The following is an 18,100-nucleotide window of genomic DNA, read 5'->3' on the forward strand; positions in this document are numbered from 1 at the left end:
TGTAAAGGTGAAATTTGTGAAAGCAAGAACAAAAGTCTGGTTTACGGAAGACGGAAAGACCGTCATGGGTGCTGGAAGAGCTAAGTTACTGAAGACAATAGAAGAAGAGCACTCACTTCGGAAAGCCTGTAAGAAGCTTGATATATCATATAAACAAGCCTGGATAGTACTTAAAAAAATGAATGAAGCTCTTGGAGAACCCGCAGTCCTCACAGTGCGAGGAGGAAAAAATCAGGGCACCTTCCTGACTGACCTGGGAAGAAAGTTATTGGCTGAGTATGAGACCAGTAAGCAGCTTATTAGTGAAACCATAGGGGATGAAACAGCCTGGGAAAACATAAGTTTCAAGTTATCAGCCAGAAACCAGCTACCTGGTAAGGTGCTTGGAGTGGAAAAGAATGGGCTTGTGTCGAAAATTACGATTGAAATGGAACCTTCGGTTATAACCTCAGTAGTCACTGAAGAAGCTGTAGAAAAACTTAATATCAAACCCGGAGATAGGGTTTACGCGGTCATCAAATCTACCGAGGTAATGGTTGCAAAAATTGTCGGTGAAAAAGGACCTACGAAAATTGATTCAAGGGAGATAGAGCGCTCAGACTGAAAATTATAACTCAATTTGATAGAAGCATACATTTTCCAATACATAGAATGAAATTATATTCCCTATCATTACTCTACCCGGGTTGCAGTTTATAATTTTATGATATGTTTTTGGATTTTTGGTATTCTTCGTCTTCTTAAATACTTATGCCAGTGCAATGAATACCTTTTGTATTCAGCTTATACCTTTTCGTCCAGAATCCTGATTTTTTTCTAAAAGGCTTCCAGTTAGTAAAGAGTTTCAACTTTGTTCTTCACTCTTGACAACAAGAACCGGAACTCTTGACAACAAGAACCGGAACTCTTGAGCTTCTCACTACTTTCTCTGCAACGCTTCCCATTAGAAATCTTTCAAGTCCGGTTGCTCCAAGGGTGCCCATTACTATCAAGTCAATATTGTTATTTTCTGCGAAATAGATAATTTCACTACTCGGATACCCTTCTAAAATGACCTCTCTTACCTCTACACCTGAGTCTATTCCAATTTCCTTAACTTTAGATACTGCTTTCTGCCCATCATCTTTCATAATATTGTAGATTGTTTCTTTGCCAGCAGTCCAATTTTCAGAAATTGTTGATGAAGTATTAACTACGTAAAGAGCGTGGACGATAGCCCCACTAAGTTTTGCAATTTCAATACCATGAGAAATAGCTTTCTGGGAATTCTTAGATCCGTCCGTTGCAATAACTATATTTTGGAGAAATTCTTTCTTCATATTTTATTCCTCATTTGTTTTACATAAAATTCATATGGTAGAATTAAACTGATTCAGTCATAAAATAGACTAATTCAGTGTTACATTCAAATTAAGCTTTATAGTTATAAGTCATAATTGAAGAAAGTTTAGTATGATATTCAAGTCGAACTTTACAGTTATACGCCACAATTGAAGCAAAATTTCAAAAGTTATAAAACTTCACGAAAAAGAGCATAGGCAAATTCCGAAAAATAGATAGATGTAGCCTTTAAAAAGGCTACATACATACTTTTCATTACATTTATTTCAATTCTGTTTCTTTCTCCTGAACATTATGAAACAGGTAGCTAAAGCTACGAATGTAATTCCTGTTCCAAGCTCGAATCCGGGAAGAGACTGTTTTGCCTCCAGAACTTCGGTATTGATCTTGATCGTATCCGAGGTCTGGTCATGCCCATCAGAGTCTTCATAGAAAATCTCACTGCTCAGGGAGTATGGCTTGGGAGTAGCAGTGTCGTCCACATCCATATCAAAAGCAGCAACTTCACTGTCCCCTGGTTTCAGAGTTCCAAGGTAAGCCTGGTCATCAGTTGTACTGAAGGGATCAGCTGCACTAACTCTAACGGTTGCATCTTTTGCAGTTTCTTCTCCTGTGTTTTTATATGTAACATAAAGCATCCCACCCTCATCAGGATAAAGGTCACCTGTTACGTTTGTAACTTCAAAGTAAGGCTCATTCTTGACTTCTATATTTACGGTCTGCGTCTGGGTCTTATTTTCATACCAGATACCTACTTCCTTATTTGTTACAAGACCTGTTGTACTGTCAAAATCATCTCCACCTACCTGGACATTACTCTGGTACTGATATGAAAGGTCAAGAGTCAGAGGATATATACCTGCAGGAGTGTCTTTACTAATTTCAACTGTAAACTTTGTCGGACTTGCACTCTCTTTTCCCTGCTGGAGAGTACCAGCTTCCTGAGGTCCAGACTTAACTTTAATGTTAGGATTATCAGATTTAAGGGTAGCAAGAATGCCTACTGCTGTCGTAGCCTGAGCCTCATACTGCATCTCCGACTGCTGCAGCATCTGATCCGTATATTCTCCAATATCCGCATCCTTTTCAGATTTAAAGCCGGAAATTTCACCCTTATTCATCATGTTTAGATTCAGAGTTACAGTATCCCCTCTAGAGTACTGGTTGTCTCCAATAAGTGTTGCGTTAAGGTCAGGTCCTCCATACACTGAATAGTAGTTTTTACTAATATCAAAATTATCCGGTATAGCTGCCTGAGCTGGGAAAACTGCCCAGCAAAGGATCAGAAGAGTTGTGACAGTAATAAATAACCCATTTTTAGTATTCATTTTCATCACCTGATACATTCTCATTATTATGGTTTCTTTTCCGGTGTACATTTACGATCTGGTAAAGGGCGATAACTATAATCAGTAAAATTGCGATTCCTGTGACGCTAAACTTTTCTTCTGTAGCTTCAAGAGGTAAGTTCACTTTCATACTTTCTGAAAATTTAGTATTCTTATCGTCATCAAGGTACTTTATTTCACTATTGATGCCATACTTTTTTACAGTAGCGTCCTGGGCGGCCTTAATTTCAAAACTGGCAGTCTTTTCTTCTCCAGGTCCAATATCCCCTAATCTTACTGTAGATTTCTCAGTGCTCAGAGGACTCATAACAATTATCCGCGCAAAAGCGTCTTTTGCCATGGTTTCTCTTGTGTTTTTATAAGTAATATTAACAACCTTACTTTCACCCTGTATCAGGCTGCCAGAGACATTGGTTACTTCGAATTTAGGTTCACTTTTTATGGAAAGAGGTATTTTGAGAACTTCTGTTTTCGTTTTGTACTCTCTTGAATAGTCTACATCCGTAATCCCCAGATTTATTGCATCCGCAGTTACAGTTCGGACATTTGCCTGGTATTGATAGGTCACCGGCAGGAGAAGTTCATAATTTCCAGCAGGGATATTGCCATCAACTTTTATTGTGTAGCTAAGGGGCGCTGTATGTCCGGTTTCGAGTTCTTCAACGTTCTGGAAATTGCCTGTCGACTCTACTTCAATGTACTTCGTTTCGGATTGAAGAGTAGCTTCTATATCTTTTGCAGTAGTGGCTTCTTCTTCTTCTCCCATCTCTTTCAGTGCAATTGTTTCTTCAATTGAATCGTTTATTCTTTTCTGATTTGCGTTTAATCTCTTAAAACCGGATATAACTCCGACATTTGCGATTTTTATCTTTAAATCTGCAGTTTCTCCTCTTTCAAACTCGGGATCTCCTGTAATTGACGCCTGTATTGCTGGCGCCCCGTAACTCTTGTAGTAATCCACAGTATACCCGTGATCAAGAGCAATGAAGTTATTTTCATCATCTTCCCCGAGAGCTGGGAGTGCAGTCACTGATACTACTAATAGAATTAACGCAAACGTAGTGAGTTTTTTAATCATATTTTGCCTTAATTTTATTATGGGCACTTTTATCATATCTCGGCCCCCTGAATTTGTTTTTTTGTCTCTGTCTGTTTTTCTGCTGTCCTGGCTCCTTTTCTTTTATCGCGCCAGGTATCAAGAGTAATGATAAGAGGGGGAAAGACTACAAAGGTTGCCAGGAGAGCCAGCAAGACATCAATAACCGTAACCATACCAAAATCTGAAATCATCGGGAAAGGAGAAGCCAGCAGGGCCATAAACCCGAATACCGTTGTAGCTCCTGAAGCAACAATTGCACTTCCTATTTTGGAACTGGCCATCTGGATAGCCTCTAAAGGACTTGCCCCTTTATCTTTTTCTTCAAAGTAACGTTCCATCATGAGGATAGCATATTCGGACCCGACTCCAAGTATCAGAGCTCCCAGGGTTGCTGTGAGAGGAGTATAGCTGATATTAAGAGAGCTCATGACTCCCCCTGACCAGCCAATAACTATTAACATTGGGATTATAGGAACCAGAGCTTTCACCCAGTCTCTGTATACAATAAGAAGCCCTCCGAGCACGAGAATCAGGCCAAGGAAAGTCATTGCTATTCTTCCACTGGTAAGAGCAGTAATAACTTCTATAAAGACGACCGAATTTCCGGTAATCGTGATGGAGGTACCTGGCGGAGCCGGCATCCACTGCATATCCTGCTTGACAATATTCGAGAGTTCTTTAATACCTGTTACCTTTATGTCCGCAACCGCATTCCCTATATTGAAATTAAGGAGAAGCATGTTCTTCCCGTACATATAGCGGTCTTTCTGTGAGTCAGGAATTTCTGAGTAAATATTTTTTATCTCTTGACTAGTATCAGGGATTACTCCCCCATTATTTTCCTTTACGAGATCTACAATGCTCGAAGCGCTGTAAATGTGACTATTGGATGCTACTTCATGTTCAGAAAACTGGTCAATCCACTTAAGAACGTCTGGATTAGTTGTATCCTCAACCTTGATGATGAGGTTTAATTCATCGCTTCCGCCCATGATATCCCCCATGTGTCTGAGATCCACAAGTGAAGGCATGTCCTGAGGCACAAAGTTTTGAACATCAGTCTCAATAGATACGGACTGATCCAGATAAAGGCCGCCAAAGCAGAGCAAACATGCGATGCCCAGTACAATAACATCATATTTGATAGTTAGATTTGTAGTTTTCCGGAGAATTCTCCCTACCAGGCGATCACTTTCGTCTCCTTCCTCAGACTTTTTCTTCTTTTCCGAGTTTGCAGGTCTTATCTTACTTGCTACTTTCCTCAGGGGATTTTTATCCGAGTATTCATCAAATAAAGAAATCGTTATAACCCCTACGAAGATGGAGGCGAAGTAACACATTAAAATGCCTATCATGAGCAATTTTCCAAAATCCTGGATCATTGGCACAGTAGATGTAAAAAGGGAGAAAAATCCAAGGGCTGTCATTGCCAGAGCTATGAGGACTGCGGGTCCAGTATGCTTTACGGTTTCTATAACTGCTGTTGTTTTATTCCCCTTTTCCTGCAATTCTTCTTCAAGTCGGTTGTGGAACTGAATGGCATAGTCAATCCCTACACCTATAAGGATCGGGAATGCAGACATCGAAACCATGGACATGGGAATCCCTAAATAACCCATAGCTCCGAAGGTGTAAACAATACCAAGAAGAACTACCGGCAAGGGAAGAAGGCACCAGCGGACGTGCCTGAAAACGAGAAGCAGTACAATAACCATGAAAACAGCTGAAAGCCCCAGAAGCATTCCCATACTGGAATTCATCTCCTTGTTCATGAAAGTGCTGAACGCGGGATCGCCAGTAACAATAACATTATAAGAAGGTGGAAAATCCGCCAGTTTAACGGCTTCTTCAGTGGCAGTAAGGATATTTTCCTGAGCTTTGTCGCTAGCTGAACCTGCCATAACTACCGAAATAACCATATGGGTATTGTCAGGAATAATCTGGCCAAAAATATCAGGGTTTCCGTCTATAATGGCTTTTACTTCTTCATCGGTATCCGGGAGTTCAGATTTCCCTGTCATCTGGTAATTGACCATTTTGATCAGTGAAGCAGGGCTTGTGGTTTCAATTACCCCATCTGTTGCCTGGACCTGATGTTCTAACCTGTCTACGGATTTCATCACGTCAGCACTTTTTACATCGTTGCCCTCTACCATTACCACAATAGATTGTGTCTGGAAAATTTTTTGATAAAGGTGATCATAATCCTGGTAGAGAGGAGAGTCTTTTCCGACAAAAGTTTCTGTTCCTGATTTCATCTCAATAAGCTGTGCTCCCTGCGTTGCTATAACTATACACAGTAAAGCTATCAGGAGTACGGAAAAACGGTTATTCTGAATAAAAAATCCCAGTTTTTCAAAAATATTTTTAATAGTAGATTCCCCTCATAGTTTTTAATATGAAATGCAATTTAAGGAACTTGGTGCATGTTTTGAACTTGCCTTTTCTCTCTGGGTTGAAGGCTCATTATCTAATATTTGCACACATTTTTATATTTGCATACATTTTATAGTTACATACATTTATGTTTGCATACATTTTAATGATACTCGCCTTTTCTTTATCTGAGTTTAAGGCCTATTGTCGAAGGTTTGCATGATTTATAATGATACTTGCCTTTTTTTCTTAGCTGAAGACTTAGTATCTAAGATGTGTATAAATCTTAAAAGATACATTATTTTGCGGCAAATTTCCGGCAACTTAGATCTTTTGACGTATACAAACAGAAAAGATTTAAGTCTATTGTTACATTAGGGGTAACAGATGGTCTTACAAATTGATCCTCAGTTAATACGTAACCTTGAAAAGCTAGGGCTAACCGAAAATGAGGCAAAAGCATATATCGGGCTCGTCAGTTTGAGAGAAGCTACAGCCCGTGAAATCCATGAACTTACAAACGTGCCAAGAGCCAAAGTATATGAAATTCTTAAAGTGCTTGCGAAAAAGGGATATCTGGAAGTGAGACAGGGATCTCCGACTTATTTCCGAGCAGTTGATCCGAAAAAGGTAATCGGAGAAATAAAATATGAATTTATAAGCTGTGCAATTGAGACGCTTGGTCAGCTCAACGAATTAAGTTATGAACTTCCAAAAACTTCTCCTGTATGGTATATCCAGAGTGATTGGGGAATAAAGAACCGAATACGTGAAATCATGGCTGGAGTAAAAGAAGAATTGATTATTTTCTCGACCAGCCCTGAGTTTCTGCAGGAGTTTGAGCCGGATATAAAAAAACTGGAAAAAATCTGTAATCTAATTCTTATCGTTGATGAATTAGATAAGTTCAGGTCACTTCCTTTTGAGTTCAAAGAAACCAATAAAGAATTTGCGGATTTCATGGATAACATTATAATTGACGGCATCCAGTATAAAGAAGAACTTTTCATGATTGCCGATGGAAAAGAATCAATAGGTGTTCACAGTGCGGGAAATAAAAGAGAAGCAGTAATAATCAAACTGCCTATTGTCTCTTATATGCAGAAAATGATCTATGAAAGGGTGCTTGAACCAGGTTCTATCAAAAAGACGAAGCAACTAATGTCTTGACAACTTAATTGTTGAGCATGACCTTGGCAACTTCTCGTCATAATAAATGATTTTAAGCTTAATACAATGATTTTAAGCTTATCAGATTGTCAATGACTAAATTTTTGTGATGCTAGCCTGCAGGCAAAGGTTCTTCAGTTTTTCTCAAAGCCACTTAATGCTTCTATGAATACTATATAAAGCAGAAGTTTACTAACTTTTAAGGGGTTATTTTTCTCTTTGAAGATAGAATAAACTCTCTTTTGAGCACCATGAATATAATTGAAAAACAGTTCTTCTATAAATAGAACTATTTTATAAATATAATTGTGGAAATTGTGAAATAATCTGTCTATAAGTTTTTCTCATTAAACTCAGTTACGGAAATCCACAGGTGTTTGAAATGAACCGGGTAAAAATTGGAAATGTTACTATTGAGTGGCTAGGCCATTCCGGCTTTTTACTTGAGGGAGATGAAAAGAAAATTTATATCGACCCTTATGACCTTAGTGAAGAGCCGGATTTTGAAGATAAAGCCGATATTCTATTAATCACCCATGAGCACTCTGATCACTGCAGTCCCGAAGATATACGAAAGGTCAGGCGGTCGGACTCAACCACCCTGATACCTGAAAGTTTATCCCTTCAATTCAAGGGAGACGCAAGGCGGATTGCTGAAGGAGATGTGCTGGCCGACGGGCTTGAGATCAAGGGAACCAAAATTGAAGTAGTTCCGGCTTATAATCTCAATAAACCTTATCATCCCCGTGGACTGGGAGTGGGGTATATAGTAGAACTTGGAGGAATCAGGATCTACCATTCAGGAGACTGCGATTTTATCCCTGAGATGAAAAATATAAATGCCGATGTCGCCCTTTTGCCTATTGGAGGCACGTACACAATGGATGAGGAGGAGGCAGCAAATGCGGCTGCAGCTATTTCCCCAAAATACGTAATTCCGATGCACTACGGGAAGCCAGACATAACAGATGGCGATCCCGAAAAGTTTAAAGCTCTTGTACACAGCAAGAACCCTGAGATCAATGTTATTATTCTTAATTCCCGATTTTGATTTTTAAAGAAGCTTAAAAACCAGAGTCTGGAACGAAAACGCAGGATCAGTTTATCCATGTCCAGAATAGCAAGAAAACAGCAGAAAAACCTGATTCAGGTAATTGCAACCCAGCGCATGTGGCGGCTTTTTGAGCTTGCAAAAAGCGAGCATGCAGAACACCCTGACCGCAGCGAGCGTTATGTGCAGCTTATAAGGAACATTTCTATGAGAAACCGGATGAGTGTTCCAAGAGAAATAAAAAGCAGAATTTGCAAACACTGCTATACTTTTCTCGTGCCCGGAAAAAATGCTCGTTACAGGCTAAAGGAAGGATATATCGTTGTTTCTTGTCAGCGCTGCGGAAAAGAAATGAGATATCCTTACAAAAAATTAAAATAAAAGTTATCTGGGCTTGTAACAGCTGCCTGAAGTCCAGAAGAAAAATTTTCAAGACATACGGGACTTTTTAGTTTTTTAGGAGTTAGAAGTCCTCCATTTTCCTATTACTCTTTTATTAACTCCTGTTGGAAAGCAATATTAACCTTTAGGTCTTGGCTGAACTCTCCGGACCTCGCATCTTCTTTATGGCTAAAGCTATCTGTTTTGCAACAACTGTTTTTGGACCATTATCATCCACGAGCACTCTCCCGCTTATTTCCCACCAGGATTTTGGATAGGCTTTTTCAGGCTCTACTTCGGGATTCAGGCCAAGTTGTCGGGCTGCTTCTTTTATCTCATTAAGCTGCGGTTCCCTTATCGCATTTTTCCGGGAGATAATTCTGCCGCTGCTCCTTGATTTTGTCTGGTCGAGATATACTGGCCAGATTACAAGTTTTCCCCTATCTCTCATCATCATGGTTATCTTCGTCCTAAATTGCTTTCATGAAATTTAAAACTGCCCCGAAAACTTCTATGGACCAGGACTTTTTTCCTGCTTATGAAAAATTTTATTATATTGAAACTATAACCTGTAATTATTTATCTTTCCCGGACAAGTTCTTCAGGTGTTAATATGATTCCGTCGTTTTCAATTGATGAAAAGGTAAGAGCATATATAAGAAAGAGCGGGCAGGATTTCAGGGTCTGCACCTCTCCTGAGGGCCCTGTGCTTCTTCCAATCGGTACAACCGAACCCAAACCATCAGACCTTAAAATCCTGATTGGCAGCAATATTCTTTATATTTCCAAGCTTCAAGCAAAGTATATAAAGAAAGTTGAGTGGGCTATGGTGGAAAGGTTTCTGAACTCTTCCGGAGAACTTGATACCTGAACTTGTTACCTGCCAGGTTTACTCCTTTTATATGATAAAGTAATCTTTATGTCATACTTCTTAGAGATGTCTATCCGTGTTGTTTATTAAGAAGAGAGAGCATAAGGTAATGTTAACCTGTTCCAGACCCTGTACAGGTTTTACCTCGAAAAAGAGGGAAACTGCAGCAGGCTGAAAAGAGATCACTTGAAGTTTAGGGAGAATTTGTCTGTGAAAATGAGAACGAAAATTGTATTTATGCTTCTTGCCCTACTTGTGGTCTTAGTATCGGGCTGTATGGAGCAAAAAAAGGAAATTGTCATAGATAAGCCTGGCAATATTTCTAACTATGAATTTGAGATTTTTCAGAACGAATCAGGCAATCAAACGCTTGCAAATACCACTACCTACTACCTGATGAAAAACGATACAAAAGTACAGGTTGTCAATATGGTAGTTAATACTAGCAAGCTTGAGATCTATCCTCCCAATATCCTGGATAGCGGATCAGATGAGACTCCTATTCAAAATTTCGTACAGCTTGTGAGCCCGACAAACGAGACTGTACCTACCCCGCAAACGTTTCAAGAACTTTCTAGCAGAAACGAAACTTCGGCTATTAACTATACCCTGACTCAGGAAGTTATCCAGGGTATGAAAGTTATAAACCTGGAGTTCAAGGAACCTGTTACAGGTTTTGTTGCGTATACTCTCAGGAATTCGGGAAATCAGAGATTTACATTTGTTAAACACGATTCCGAATTCATTCGCGTAGTACTTCCGGAAGGATATGTTACCGGCAACAGGGTATTCGGGATAGCAAGGCCTGAGCCTTCAAGTGTAACTTATGATGAAAAAGGAAGGCAAACCCTCCTGTGGATTTCCTCTAAGATGGGAGACCGGGAAGAAACCATTCAGGTGAAATACTATATCCAATCAGCCCCCCTGCTGTTCTCAGCCGCAATTATAGCCCTGCTCTGTGGAGTTGGCCTTGTACTTTTACATTATGTAAAAAGTAAAAAGGAACTTGAAGCTGTTAGAGGAATTCTCGATCTGGAAAAAGAATATGAGAGGAAACAGCGAAAAAGGAAATGATCTGGAGGATGTTTTCCCTCCAGATTTGGCTATAGGTAGCATATCTCTTTAAAGTTAAGAAATTATTTATGACAGTTTGTCGTATTTTCTTATTGATGAAAGTCTGGGGAAAAGTACGAACTGAATATTACTTTTCGTTTAAGTCAACATCTGAAGCCGTAGCCCCTATTACAGGTTCTCTTCTTATGTTGAGTGTCCTGGTTATACTTGCAAGTACGGTTGCCGTAACGTTCTATAATACTGCTGGGGAAAGCACCCAACCTCTGATGGCAAAAATTTCACTTGAATCATGCGAAGGTGGACTTCCTAATGCAGTGACAGGTCAAAATGCATCTTTTGAGAATAACAAGATTGTACTTATACACAAAGGAGGCAGACCTCTTCCTCTTGATGCTATATCCATAAAGATTTTTGGATATGGAAAGTCTTACAGGCCTGCTATTGAACCGGGTACAAAGGGTTTTCTTACAGGAAATATTTCTCTTCTTTACCTGGACTTGAGCCTTCAGGGAAAAAATTCTACGTGTTATAGCGTTAATAACAAAGCCACTCTCGAAGACAGATTATGGAATGTAGGAGAAAGACTTGTGCTCTGTGGGCAGGATAGTGCAATAGGGACCACTAAATCCAGCGTAAAAGTTAGTGTGGATGGGGACAGTGACACTTCCGATAATTACGGATTCAAGGTAGGTTCTGAAATTATCCTTAAGGTTATTGATACTAAAAGCAGCAACGTTATTGCTGAACAAAAGACTTTCGTAAAACATTATGAAGATTAAAACTGAAAGAGAGGGGTCTCCTCTTATAGGAGACTTCTTTTTAATTTGAAGCTGTTTTCCTTACTAACGCACATGATATTCTCCGAATAACAGGCACAAGGAAATGAAAGTACTTTTCATCCATCCTTTTTGACTATAGATCTCGTCATTACTTTTGGTAGTAATGTTGTCCTAATTTTGGTTTTTCAAATCATCGCTAAACTAATCAGTAAATTGCCATCGAAGGCATAAATTTGATCAGGAGCAGAAAATCAAAAGGAACATTAAGAGCCAGTTTTGTTCCATACTTTCATGTCAAATAACCTTGTTTCGTAGATTAAATGATACTGGTAGTTGAAATCTGCCTGTTCTAGAAAAACGTTCTGTTTTTTAACTTATATGGACCTTAAGGGTTCAAGTATGGATCAACCTCTGAATTAAAGGTTATATTTCAAATTAGATGCCCTATAAAGCTTCTTTTATAAATATAAGTTTTATAATTTCTCTAAATACATAAGTATTTATATATTTTTTCCGGCTAATTCAAGGCATGTCAACCGTTGACGGTTGGCAAGACAATTCGAAGACATTAAAACAATAGAAATCAAACAATGGGACTTATGCTGTTGAATTGAAAAACAGTAGCAGGAATCTTCTGTCATTTTATTAAAGTATATCTGACAGATTTATTCGCAATTTATTCTGAACTTCACATGCATGAGTTTCTTGTAGATAAAAACAAAAATGTATCAAAATATGGTAAAAAACAAAAACACATCAAGACACAGTAAAAGTACATCAAAATACAGTAAATGTATTGACTTAAAAACAAAAATAGGGTTAGTAATATGAAAAAACAAGCATTTGACGGAATAAAAAAGCTCATGTGTATGTTTACACTGGTCTTTTTTGTAATATCACTGACCGCTGCATCAGTAAGCGCAGGGTCAAATGATACATATAAAGCAGAGAAGGCAAAGTTAGATACAGAGAAAGCTAAATTGGAAAAAGAAAAAGTAGTAATATTAAAAGAGAAAGCTCAGTATGAAAAAGAAAAACAGAAGTTGGAAACACAGAAGAAGAAATTGAGCACGAAAAATAAAACTGACAAAGAGTACCAGAACTGGCTTAAGAACTATAATAACTTTTTAACAAAGTATAACAAATGCCTAAGTAAATATAAAACATGGGAAACTAAACACAACAACTGTTTAAAAAACTATCAGGTTCTGGAACAAAAATATAAAAAATAAAAGCAGTAAGAACAGGCTATAGAATAAAAGCAGTAAGAACAGGCTATAAAATAAAAGGTGGCTATAAAAGGTGATTACAAAAGGTGATTACAAAAGGTGATTGTAAAAGACAGTGTGTCAATTTTCTGTAAAATCATAAGTTTCTAGACGTTGTTGGATGGAAGATTCGATGTGCAGATCAATCTCATCCGTAACGTACAAAACTTAACTTGAGTTTACAGCAAACTTGCAACACTGCCAGGTAATTTCCTTATAAGGATTTACGCACTTGAAAGGCAAATTAAAGTGTTAATTGATCTGTATGAATATTACTGTTCATACATTTTAATTATTTATGATATTGATTTCTCAGTTCAAGTGCGTATATTCCTGTTTAAATATAAGCTTATTTATTATAAATATATTTATGGCTTTCCACCCTTTCTCCTGTTACGCATATATAATTAGAGTTGTATTTCTGGTCTCCATCATTCGTTTTGGATTTGGAAGACATGAGCTTTTTTATAAAGGGTTTGTTTTCATTATCTCTTTTTGCTTATTCGGATATGACAAAATCAAGTTACAATCCGGCTCTTTCAACCATTAGACCTGCCACATGTTTTGCATCTTTCAACGGAAAATCCTTTTCAGTAATCAAGCCTTCTGCTTCTCTTGCAGTAACTTCAACATCACCTATCATGCATGTGGTGTCAAGCCCTTCTGGCAGGGCAGCAATCAACTCAGACATTGTATTTATGGGAAATTTTGCATCTTTAAGAATTTCAAGGATTTGTTCGTAAACTTCTTCCTTTACGCCCATTCTTTCCCTCCGATACGGGTCTCTTTATTTCTCACTTTAAAGAGCCTATAAATATTGACTCCTGCCCATTAATCCCGTTTTCATTTTATTTCCATATTTCCTTCAGGTTTATTTTTCGGTCGTGTCCCTGAATTATAGATCAATTCAGAAAAACCGAGTGCATACCATGCATTTGATGAATCTAATCAGAGATCCTCTCGATTTCGGTTTTCAATGATTCAAACCCACGACCTATTTTCCCTCATAGATTAAATGATAGTTGTAATTAAAGGCTATTCCTTCAGGTTTACTTTTCCCCATAGATTAAATGATAGTTGTAATTAAAGGCTATCCGTTTCCGAAATGGCATATTCTCTTTCTGAAGGTTCATGATATCTTTCAGGTCGATATCTTTTATATTTTTGAATCCAGCAGCCCTGAAATATTCAAGCATTTTTTCAGGAGGGACTCCATGCCTGTTTGGAAGCTCGCTGTCTAGTTCTCTGGAATAATGCCCTTTTCTGGGATTCCTTCTTTCAACAAGCAAAGTACAGAAATCACTTACAAAGCGCCTTGCGTTTGTTTCGATTGAACCGTCGTTCCAGACTCCGTCAATAACAATAAGTTTTCCCCCATCCACGAGTACTTTTTTCCAGTTCTGGACCGCAGTATCAGGGTGTGGAAGGGTCCAGAGGAGGTGGCGATTGACAACAATATCAAACGATCCCGCTTTAAAAGGAGGAGCCTCAGCATCCCCTTTTTTAAAAACACTGTTGAACTTCCTTTTAGAGGCTTTTCCCCTGGCTTTAGAGAGCATTTTTTCCGAAAGGTCAAGGCCTGTAACGTGGTGCCCCATTTCAGCAAACAGTAGCCCGATTTCACATGTCCCGCAGCCTACATCAAGCACATTCAGCCTGCCTGGAGGAAGCAGGTTTTTAAACACATTTTTCCAGGCTTCTCTTTCAGCTTCACTCTTGATCCCATGCCCTTCATGGCTGTCATATGTCTCGGATGAAACGTCCCATATTCGGGCAATAGTCTGTTTGATCTGGTTTTCCTGAGCTGTCATCTTTTAACATCTCTCTTTATATTTTCAATTGAAGTAATGGTCCCGTTATCGAGATAAGCAATCCTGTGGCAGACCTTCCTTAACACCTCAAGGTCATGCGAGATCAGCAGGTAGGAAACACCTGTTTCCCTCTGAAGTTTCTGCATAAGACGCAGGATCTGGGCCTGTACTGAAACATCAAGCATGGATGTGGGCTCGTCGGCAACTATAAAATCGGGAGATAAAGCCATGATCCTTGCGAGTACTATCCTCTGTATCTCCCCTCCGCTGAGCTGAATAGGATAACGAGCAAGGTGTTCAGGACGCAACCCTGTAAGCTCTGCCAGTTCCTCTCCCCACTTAAGGAGAGCATCTTGCTTTAACCCTGAATGGAGTTTCAAAGGCTCTATAAGGTTTTCAAAAGCTTTCATGCGGGGATCAAGGGAAGTCTCAGGATGCTGGAAAATAATCTGGATTTTAGGGCGTAGTTTCCTGAACTCTTTTTTTCCCATGTTCAGTATATTCGCTCCCTGAACACGGATTTCGCCTCCAGTGGGCCTTTCAAGCCCTACAATACATTTGCCAATCGTAGTTTTTCCGGACCCGCTTTTTCCGAAAAGTCCCAGGGTTTCTCCGCGAGCTACTGAAAAACTGACACTCCTGAACACCTCCAAAGTCCCGAAACTCATTGCCAGTTCGTTTACTGCAAGGATTGGAAGTGACACCTGATCCAGCCTCCATTATGGTTTTTCATTTCAGGGTGTTTTCTGAAACACTCAATATTCGAGTATCTGCACCTCTCATGGAAAAAACAGCCTTCAGGAAGGCTTATCCTGCTAGGGCTCTGCCCGCTAAGGGGAACAAGTCCGTTTCTGGGCTGAGCCCGGACAAGCCCTTTTGTATATGGATGAGAAGGTGCGTTCAAAACCTTTGAAGCCTTATCCAGTTCTACAATCTCTCCTGCATACATCACAGCTATCCGGTCGCAGACCTCGAGAGCCAGATCGAGATCATGGGTGATCAGGAGCATTGTCTTCCCATAATCATTTTTAATTTTAGTAAAAAGTTCCACTGCTCCTTCCTTTGCCTCAGGGTCCAGCCCTTTTGTAGGTTCATCCGCAATCATAAGCTCGGGTTCAAAAGAAAGAGACATACAAGCTATCAACCGCTGCCTCATGCCTCCAGATAACTGGTGGGGATAGAGATCGCAGAGTTTTTCAGGATCTCTTAAAAGGAGTTTTTTCATAAGCCTCAGAGATTTTTTCATTCCCTCTTTTTTGTCAATACCTCTTTCTTCGAAAACTTCCTCTATCTGAAGCCTGTTTTTCAGGACAGGATTCAGGGCTCCAGCAGGGTTCTGGGGCATAAGAGAAATACGTTTTCCCCTAATTTTCCTGAGTTCTGAGGGTCTAAGAGAAAAAAGATCCTGTCCTTGAAAAAGCACAGTTCCTGAAACATTTGCGTTTGCCGGAAGAAGTCTTAGCAAGGCAAGGCCAATAACGGATTTCCCTGAGCCGCTTTCCCCAATTAGTCCTAGAGTTTCCCCTTCCCTTACCTTAAAGAAGACGTGAGAAACTGCTTTTACAGTGTTCTCTCTTGCAGAAAACTCAACCGAAAGATCTTTTATTTCAAGCAAGCTCAATCGATTTCACCCCCTTCGTGATTTGGGTCAAGGATGTCCCTCATTCCATCCCCAAGGATACTGAAGATGATCACAATGAAAGTTATTGCAAGCCCTGGAAAGATCGTCTGGTAAGGGGCTGTCCTCATGAATTCCTTTCCTGCAGAAAGCATTGCTCCCCATTCAGGCACATCGGCAGGAAGCCCTATTCCGAGAAAACTCAGTGTAGCAATAGAAAGAATTACATGCCCGAAGTCAATTGTGGCAAGCACGAAGAGAGTAGCTATTGCATTAGGCACAATATGTTTGCGGATTATGTAGAAATCTCCGGCCCCACCCGTTATGGCGGAAAGGACAAATTCCTGTTTTTTGATAGAAAGTACCTGACCTCGCATCATCCTGGCATACTTTGCCCAGTGGACTATGGAGAGAGCAAGCATCAGGTTGAAAACCCCGGCCCCGAGTGCCCCCATAATAGTAAGGGCAAAGATGACACTGGGAAAAGAAAGGAAGATATCTGTAACCCTAGAGATGCTTTCATCCACAAAGCCTCCGTAATAGCCTGCTGCACAACCTGTAGCAGTTCCAAGAAACAGGGAAATCAGCACTACTCCTGAAGCAATTGAAAGAGAAGTCCGGGCCCCTATAAGGATTCGACTCAGGAGATCTCTTCCAAGATAATCAGTGCCAAGGAGGTGCTCCTCTGAAGGGTTCAGGTTCTTGTTTTTCAGGTCAATTGCATTAGGGTCATAAGGGGAAAGTAGGGGGGCAAAAATGGAAAGTCCGGCAAAAAGCAAAAGAGCTGCCAGTGCAAAAAGCATATCTTTTCTTTGAAAAACTCTTTTTACAAATTGACTTCCGTAAGCTTCAGGAAGCGAGAAATTCTTTTTTCTTAACCTATTAGTAAATACATTGTCCATAAATATCAGCCGTACCTTATCCGTGGGTCCAGATGCGTATAGAGCATATCCACAAGGAAATGCACAAAAAGGAACATCATAACGATCGCAAGCACACAGCCCTGGACCACAGGCAAATCCCTGGCAGAAATCGAATCCACAAGCAGGCTTCCTATCCCTGGCCAGGCAAAGATCTTTTCAATCACAACAGCACCTCCAAGCAAGCTTCCCATCTGAAAACCAATAACCGTGATAACAGGTAGCATTGCATTTTTAAGAGCATGCCGACTTACGATTTTCCATAAAGGAAGCCCTTTGGCTTTTGCAAACCTGATATATTCCTGTCCCAGGGTCTCAAGCATGCTTGTCCTTGTAACTCTCATAACTGCAGCAACGGAATGAAGAGAAAGTGCTGCAGCGGGCAAAAGCAGATTTTCCAGGCTCCCGTAACCAGTCACAGGCACAAGTTTCAGCCTCAGGGAAAATATCAAAATAAGAAGCAAGGCTACCCAGAAACCAGGCATTGAAACTCCAAATAGAGTCACAATCCTAAGAATATGATCCGAAATCTTGTTTTCCCTGATAGCTGAGTAAATTCCCAGACTTACTCCTGTAAGTATTGCAATTAGCATACTCATCACTGCGAGCTGAATAGTTGCTGGAAGGCGTAAAGCCAGAAGGTAAAGAACTGGCTTTTTGAAAACATAGGAGGTTCCTATGTCCCCTCTGAATACTGCTTCTTTAATCCACCTGAAAAACTGCAGGTAAAGAGGGGCATCCAGGTCATATTTATCTGAAATCTGGTTAAGCTGTTCGTCTGTTACGCTTTCTTCCAGGCCCACGAATGTATGCTTGAGGACTAATTTAGCCGTGCCTCCAGGAATTACGTTCATAAGGAAAAAGGTCAAAGCACAAACTGCAAAAATCGTAAGTGCCATGAAACCTACCCTTTTTATGAAATATTTCATGTTTTTTCCTCAACCCGGACAGAAAGCAAGCCTATCTATCCGTACTACTCTGAGTAAATATGG

At 39.8% G+C, this 18,100-nt stretch carries 19 protein-coding genes; 8 read left to right on the forward strand and 11 right to left on the reverse strand.

Annotated features, from left to right (window positions below; all coding sequences use genetic code 11):
• Positions 1–16: 16 nt before the first annotated feature.
• Entirely contained in the window at positions 17–604 is a 588-nt protein-coding gene (locus ASJ81_RS18960; RefSeq protein ID WP_095645749.1) for a TOBE domain-containing protein, read from the forward strand.
• 253 nt (positions 605–857) lie between these two features.
• On the opposite strand, the gene ASJ81_RS18965 is transcribed toward ASJ81_RS18960, so the two are convergent.
• From ASJ81_RS18965 to ASJ81_RS18980, 4 genes are all read right to left on the reverse strand, one after another.
• The gene (locus ASJ81_RS18965; protein ID WP_095645716.1) at positions 858–1,319 is read right to left on the reverse strand and encodes a universal stress protein; all 462 of its coding nucleotides are present in this window, start codon (positions 1,317–1,319) and stop codon (positions 858–860) included.
• A gap of 288 nt (positions 1,320–1,607) precedes the next feature.
• A complete protein-coding gene (locus ASJ81_RS18970; RefSeq protein ID WP_095645717.1) occupies positions 1,608–2,669 on the reverse strand; it encodes a COG1361 S-layer family protein in 1,062 nt (353 codons plus the stop codon).
• A complete protein-coding gene (locus ASJ81_RS18975) occupies positions 2,659–3,804 on the reverse strand; it encodes a COG1361 S-layer family protein (protein WP_095645718.1) in 1,146 nt (381 codons plus the stop codon). The genes ASJ81_RS18970 and ASJ81_RS18975 overlap by 11 nt, the downstream gene beginning before the upstream one ends.
• The gene (locus ASJ81_RS18980) at positions 3,801–6,161 is read right to left on the reverse strand and encodes an efflux RND transporter permease subunit (protein ID WP_095645719.1); all 2,361 of its coding nucleotides are present in this window, start codon (positions 6,159–6,161) and stop codon (positions 3,801–3,803) included. The genes ASJ81_RS18975 and ASJ81_RS18980 overlap by 4 nt, the downstream gene beginning before the upstream one ends.
• A gap of 391 nt (positions 6,162–6,552) precedes the next feature.
• Between ASJ81_RS18980 and ASJ81_RS18985 the strand changes: the two genes are divergently transcribed.
• The 3 genes from ASJ81_RS18985 to ASJ81_RS18995 all read left to right on the forward strand — a co-directional run bounded on the left by ASJ81_RS18985 (position 6,553) and on the right by ASJ81_RS18995 (position 8,767).
• Entirely contained in the window at positions 6,553–7,335 is a 783-nt protein-coding gene (locus ASJ81_RS18985) for a TrmB family transcriptional regulator (protein WP_095645720.1), read from the forward strand.
• Between the two features lie 382 nt (positions 7,336–7,717).
• On the forward strand, positions 7,718–8,386 hold the full coding sequence (locus tag ASJ81_RS18990) for an MBL fold metallo-hydrolase (protein ID WP_095645721.1): 669 nt from the start codon (positions 7,718–7,720) through the stop codon (positions 8,384–8,386).
• Between the two features lie 57 nt (positions 8,387–8,443).
• Positions 8,444–8,767: a ribonuclease P protein component 4 gene (locus tag ASJ81_RS18995; RefSeq protein ID WP_095645722.1), complete on the forward strand. Its 324-nt coding sequence runs from the start codon at positions 8,444–8,446 to the stop codon at positions 8,765–8,767.
• Between the two features lie 145 nt (positions 8,768–8,912).
• Here the strand turns inward: ASJ81_RS18995 and ASJ81_RS19000 are convergent, their stop codons facing one another.
• Positions 8,913–9,218, reverse strand: coding sequence for a signal recognition particle protein Srp19 (locus ASJ81_RS19000; protein WP_095645750.1), 306 nt, complete (start codon positions 9,216–9,218; stop codon positions 8,913–8,915).
• A 162-nt stretch (positions 9,219–9,380) separates the two neighbouring features.
• Here ASJ81_RS19000 and ASJ81_RS19005 point away from each other — a divergent pair, with 162 nt between their 5' ends.
• From ASJ81_RS19005 to ASJ81_RS19020, 4 genes are all read left to right on the forward strand, one after another.
• On the forward strand, positions 9,381–9,638 hold the full coding sequence (locus ASJ81_RS19005; RefSeq protein WP_095645723.1) for a hypothetical protein: 258 nt from the start codon (positions 9,381–9,383) through the stop codon (positions 9,636–9,638).
• Positions 9,639–9,854: 216 nt separating this feature from the next.
• Entirely contained in the window at positions 9,855–10,712 is an 858-nt protein-coding gene (locus ASJ81_RS19010) for a DUF5803 family protein (RefSeq protein ID WP_245860326.1), read from the forward strand.
• Positions 10,713–10,780: 68 nt separating this feature from the next.
• On the forward strand, positions 10,781–11,491 hold the full coding sequence (locus tag ASJ81_RS19015; RefSeq protein ID WP_245860323.1) for a type IV pilin: 711 nt from the start codon (positions 10,781–10,783) through the stop codon (positions 11,489–11,491).
• Between the two features lie 827 nt (positions 11,492–12,318).
• The gene (locus tag ASJ81_RS19020; protein ID WP_095645726.1) at positions 12,319–12,723 is read left to right on the forward strand and encodes a hypothetical protein; all 405 of its coding nucleotides are present in this window, start codon (positions 12,319–12,321) and stop codon (positions 12,721–12,723) included.
• 559 nt (positions 12,724–13,282) lie between these two features.
• Here ASJ81_RS19020 and ASJ81_RS19025 read toward each other — a convergent pair.
• The 6 genes from ASJ81_RS19025 to ASJ81_RS19050 form a co-directional block, all read right to left on the reverse strand.
• A complete protein-coding gene (locus ASJ81_RS19025) occupies positions 13,283–13,522 on the reverse strand; it encodes an MTH865 family protein (RefSeq protein WP_095645727.1) in 240 nt (79 codons plus the stop codon).
• Positions 13,523–13,808: 286 nt separating this feature from the next.
• Positions 13,809–14,570 (reverse strand): class I SAM-dependent methyltransferase, encoded by a 762-nt coding sequence (locus ASJ81_RS19030; protein ID WP_095645728.1) that lies wholly within the window; start codon positions 14,568–14,570, stop codon positions 13,809–13,811.
• Entirely contained in the window at positions 14,567–15,274 is a 708-nt protein-coding gene (locus tag ASJ81_RS19035) for an ABC transporter ATP-binding protein (RefSeq protein ID WP_095645729.1), read from the reverse strand. Before ASJ81_RS19035 ends, ASJ81_RS19030 begins: the two co-directional genes overlap by 4 nt.
• Complete coding sequence (locus ASJ81_RS19040; RefSeq protein ID WP_095645730.1) at positions 15,250–16,191, reverse strand: ABC transporter ATP-binding protein; 942 nt, start codon at positions 16,189–16,191, stop codon at positions 15,250–15,252. The genes ASJ81_RS19035 and ASJ81_RS19040 overlap by 25 nt, the downstream gene beginning before the upstream one ends.
• Positions 16,188–17,090, reverse strand: a complete 903-nt coding sequence (locus tag ASJ81_RS19045; protein WP_095645731.1) for an ABC transporter permease — start codon at positions 17,088–17,090, stop codon at positions 16,188–16,190. The genes ASJ81_RS19040 and ASJ81_RS19045 overlap by 4 nt, the downstream gene beginning before the upstream one ends.
• Before the next feature lie 5 nt (positions 17,091–17,095).
• A complete protein-coding gene (locus ASJ81_RS19050; protein WP_095645732.1) occupies positions 17,096–18,037 on the reverse strand; it encodes an ABC transporter permease in 942 nt (313 codons plus the stop codon).
• Positions 18,038–18,100: the final 63 nt, after the last annotated feature.

Origin of the sequence: Methanosarcina spelaei, from assembly GCF_002287235.1 — an archaeon.
Lineage (GTDB): Archaea > Halobacteriota > Methanosarcinia > Methanosarcinales > Methanosarcinaceae > Methanosarcina > Methanosarcina spelaei.

Coding starts and splice junctions, on each gene's coding strand:
- ASJ81_RS18965 (WP_095645716.1), bottom strand. CDS start 1,319: ATGAAGAAAGAATTTCTCCAAAATATAGTTATTGCAACGGACGGATCT.
- ASJ81_RS19010 (WP_245860326.1), top strand. CDS start 9,855: ATGAGAACGAAAATTGTATTTATGCTTCTTGCCCTACTTGTGGTCTTA.
- ASJ81_RS19015 (WP_245860323.1), top strand. CDS start 10,781: ATGACAGTTTGTCGTATTTTCTTATTGATGAAAGTCTGGGGAAAAGTA.
- ASJ81_RS19025 (WP_095645727.1), bottom strand. CDS start 13,522: ATGGGCGTAAAGGAAGAAGTTTACGAACAAATCCTTGAAATTCTTAAA.
- ASJ81_RS19045 (WP_095645731.1), bottom strand. CDS start 17,090: ATGGACAATGTATTTACTAATAGGTTAAGAAAAAAGAATTTCTCGCTT.
- ASJ81_RS19020 (WP_095645726.1), top strand. CDS start 12,319: ATGAAAAAACAAGCATTTGACGGAATAAAAAAGCTCATGTGTATGTTT.
- ASJ81_RS18990 (WP_095645721.1), top strand. CDS start 7,718: ATGAACCGGGTAAAAATTGGAAATGTTACTATTGAGTGGCTAGGCCAT.
- ASJ81_RS18970 (WP_095645717.1), bottom strand. CDS start 2,669: ATGAATACTAAAAATGGGTTATTTATTACTGTCACAACTCTTCTGATC.
- ASJ81_RS18995 (WP_095645722.1), top strand. CDS start 8,444: ATGTCCAGAATAGCAAGAAAACAGCAGAAAAACCTGATTCAGGTAATT.
- ASJ81_RS19050 (WP_095645732.1), bottom strand. CDS start 18,037: ATGAAATATTTCATAAAAAGGGTAGGTTTCATGGCACTTACGATTTTT.
- ASJ81_RS19005 (WP_095645723.1), top strand. CDS start 9,381: ATGATTCCGTCGTTTTCAATTGATGAAAAGGTAAGAGCATATATAAGA.
- ASJ81_RS19030 (WP_095645728.1), bottom strand. CDS start 14,570: ATGACAGCTCAGGAAAACCAGATCAAACAGACTATTGCCCGAATATGG.
- ASJ81_RS18975 (WP_095645718.1), bottom strand. CDS start 3,804: ATGATAAAAGTGCCCATAATAAAATTAAGGCAAAATATGATTAAAAAA.
- ASJ81_RS19000 (WP_095645750.1), bottom strand. CDS start 9,218: ATGAGAGATAGGGGAAAACTTGTAATCTGGCCAGTATATCTCGACCAG.
- ASJ81_RS18985 (WP_095645720.1), top strand. CDS start 6,553: ATGGTCTTACAAATTGATCCTCAGTTAATACGTAACCTTGAAAAGCTA.